The organism is Nitrospirota bacterium (assembly GCA_016214385.1).
Taxonomy (GTDB): Bacteria; Nitrospirota; Thermodesulfovibrionia; order UBA6902; family JACROP01; genus JACROP01.
This window is the reverse complement of sequence record JACROP010000045.1, coordinates 1-3,215: the sequence shown is the minus strand read 5'-3', so window position 1 is coordinate 3,215 and position 3,215 is coordinate 1. Positions and strand designations below refer to the sequence as shown.

At 41.6% G+C, this 3,215-nt stretch carries 4 protein-coding genes; all 4 read right to left on the bottom strand.

Features of this window, described 5'->3' with window-relative positions; translation table 11 throughout:
- Positions 1-457, bottom strand: a 457-nt coding sequence (locus HZC12_03060; protein MBI5025706.1) for a hypothetical protein, incomplete at its 3' end; no start/stop codon positions are given.
- 1 nt (position 458) lies between these two features.
- Positions 459-1,865 (bottom strand): hypothetical protein, encoded by a 1,407-nt coding sequence (locus HZC12_03055; protein MBI5025705.1) that lies wholly within the window; start codon positions 1,863-1,865, stop codon positions 459-461.
- 1 nt (position 1,866) lies between these two features.
- Positions 1,867-2,742 carry an SLBB domain-containing protein gene (locus HZC12_03050; GenBank protein ID MBI5025704.1) on the bottom strand — a complete coding sequence of 292 codons (876 nt, stop codon included), beginning with the start codon at positions 2,740-2,742 and terminating at the stop codon, positions 1,867-1,869.
- 171 nt (positions 2,743-2,913) lie between these two features.
- Positions 2,914-3,215 (bottom strand): PEP-CTERM sorting domain-containing protein (locus HZC12_03045; GenBank protein MBI5025703.1); only part of this gene is annotated, 302 nt, incomplete at its 5' end.

The following is a 3,215-nucleotide window of genomic DNA, read 5'->3' as shown; positions in this document are numbered from 1 at the left end:
TAGTCTTTGTGACACTTCCAGCTCCTGAAGGCATTATTCCGCTCCTTATGGAGCGGAATGACTCAACATGTAAGCTGAACGGCTGGTGAACTGCAACTACTTCTCTTGCAATAGTGGTATCCTCTCCCCTGATATAGGGGTAAGAGTACTGGGATGCAAGTGCCCATGTCACATCCTCTTCGGTTACGAGGCCTAATTTAATAGCAGCCTCTCCAAAAAGGATTCCCTCCTGCTTATGTAACGCAATTATTCGTTCCAGGGCATCATGGCTTATCTTCCCGGAACTCAACAGAATGTCTCCGATGTTGCTTACTTGAGGTTTTGTCATCAGACTGGTTGGATTCGTCTCTCTTTGTAGTTCTGCATCTTTATCCATTCCCTCCTTGAGGGCCACGTTATAAAGAGTCTGTCTCTTAAGCAATTCCTTCAGCAGAGCCTCTTTCCCATCCCCGGTCATCTTATTTTTCCCCCACTGCTGTAATTGTCCCCAATACAGGAATACCGAATTCCTTTTCTATTACTTCACCGGATTTAATTGTATCGTCCATGTATTCAAAAAAGAAGGCAAGGCCAATACCTAAAAACAATCCTACTAATACAGATAGAACCATGTTTAATAATAATTTCGGACGGTATTTTTCGGTTGGAGCAACGGCAGCATCTATAAGAAAAACATTAGTCCTGTTTATATCACTCTGCAAAGCAGTCTCATTGAATTTTTTAAGAACAGCATCGTATGCCTGCTTGAATGCCTCTGACTCTTTGTTAAGAGAGTCCATCTCATATCGGGAAATATTTAAGTTCATAGCTTCACTTTTAAAGTTTGCTACTGCTTTTTCCAATGCCTTTACCCTTTCACTGGCCGAATTGTAATCCTTTTTAATGGCATCAATTATATTATTTATCTCAGCATTCAGCTTTTCATTTATGGTTTGAAGTTCTGATTGAAGCCTTAAATACTGGGGATGTTTTGTCCCTACTTTTCCTGAGAGTTCTGAAAGGCCTGTTTCAAACTTTACCCTTTCTGCCTTGAGGCTTTGTATAAAGGCATTAGAGAGCACCTCAGGAAGACTTTCGTATGAGCCCTTGCTCTCCTCCGCCCGGCGCATAGCTACCTTTGACTCATAAAGCTTTGTTTTTGCAGCCACCATCTCCCTGTTAATCTGCTCCAGTCTCTGAACTGCATCATCGTAATACCTCCCCTCGTGGGAGACAATCCCCTTTTTTTTCTGATATTCCCGTAACTGCCCACTGGCCTCATCTGCCTTTCCCTTTGCATCGTTGAGCTTGTCTGAAAACCATTTACCTGCCTCCCTGAAAGGTAATACTTTAAGTTCCAGGTTATGGTCTGTATAAACTTTCGCATAGGCATTGACCACTGCTGCTGAAAAGTCAGGGTCCGAAGAATAAAATTTTATATACAGAAACCTTGCATCCCTTGCAGGTTCAACCTTTATATATTCGGAAAGAAATTCGTCGGCAAGCCAGTTCTTGATGTCCAGATTTTTATCGCTTTTCCAGAAGAAAATAGGGTTTTTCTCTCTTGCTTTATTGAACTCTTTTATAATGTCCGGGTGTTTGTCAAGCTTCAGGAAGTCAACTACTCCAATAGCGATCTTCCTGCTCTTGATAATTTCTATCTGGGTGTTTATGTATTCAGCGGACTGGGGAATAACTGCTGTGGGTAAAACGCTTAAATTCATAGGATTACTGCTGTCGTAATCGAGGACCAGAGTAGCTGTTGCCTCATATTGTGGAGGCCACAGGAGAGAGCCGACAAATGTAGCTAACACGGTTGTTAAAAAGGCCGCAATAACAATCCATTTCCTTTCTTTTATGATTTCCCAATACCGGCTTATCTCCATCTCAGAATATACTCTCCTTTATCATAATGGCATCATCCATTTGCACAAGCTCATCGAGAGTCCCATTTTTAATAACGTCTTTTTCTCCTTGACGCCTTGTAATCTCTATCCTGCTTTTTGATGCCTTTGGCGTGAAGCCGCCTGCTATGGATACGGCCCTTTTAATGGTAAGGCCCTTTTCTATTCTGTAAACACCGGGTTTATTAACCTCGCCGTATATGTAAAAGAATTCAACCCTCGGGACATAAATTACATCTCTGTCCTGTAGCTTGACATTATGGGTAAAATCGCCATCCTTAAATAATCTGTCCACATCTATAAAAATCTTCTTATAATGTACACCACGTTCTGTTGACTCTTTTCTGAGCAGGGTTATAGCGTAACCTGCGTCTTTTGTCATTCCAAATGCCATAGAGATTGCATCTGAAACAAAAGTAGGGCCGGTAATCTCATACTGGCCTGGTTTTGTCACCTCTCCGATGACTGTTACCTTCTGGCCTTTATACTGTTCGATGAAGACCGTAACCTGAGGGTTTGTAATATATCCTGCAGAGAGCCCTTTGGCTATACTCTTTTCTATCTGTTGAACGCTCAGGTTTTTCACCTCTAATTCGCCTATTAAAGGGAAAGTTATCTTTCCCTCTTCACTAACCCTTACCACTGTTGTAAGGTCCGGATGCTCATAGACTGTAATCTTCAAGACATCCTGACTACCAACAAGATAATCCTCAGCAAAGGCCAGATAACACTTCATGGTAATCACGCCCATGATTATACTGATTATTAAAAATATGCTTCCTCTATATCTCAAATTCAAAAATATCTCCTCAAACAAAACTATAGAAACTCTTGCAAAATCCCTAAACCCAGTAGACAAGGCATATTGCCTCATTTCATGTTGAAAATCAGTGATTTTTTCATGCAGCCCCGAAGCTTCGGGGCTGACCTATTAACGTAAATGAAACCTTACAAGGGGCTCCACTCTATAAAGCAGCCATAACTCCAATCTTGCATTGAAGTTATGGCTACCCATCCATGATTCAATTAATTACTTGCGTCTTTTTATAAATCTTCTAAAACGTCCTGCAAATGGGAGCCCTGCCATCCCCGCACCAACGAGAGCCATTGTTATTGGCTCAGGGGCAACCACGCCACTACCACCAATAAAAGAAAAGTGAACTTCATCGAGTTTACCGACATTTGCTGTTAATTTTATTAACGCAGATTTGTCAGCAATGGCTTGAAGTGCAAGTGGCTCAGTTATTTTGTGTGTCCAAGCTTTTACAAACGGCCCAGAAGTTGTGGAGGCATATGTAAATGTACTCCCTGTGTAAAAACCGTCTATTGATG

Excerpts from the sequence above, each read along its gene's own strand:
- HZC12_03055 (MBI5025705.1), bottom strand. The coding sequence starts at position 1,865 with ATGGAGATAAGCCGGTATTGGGAAATCATAAAAGAAAGGAAATGGATT.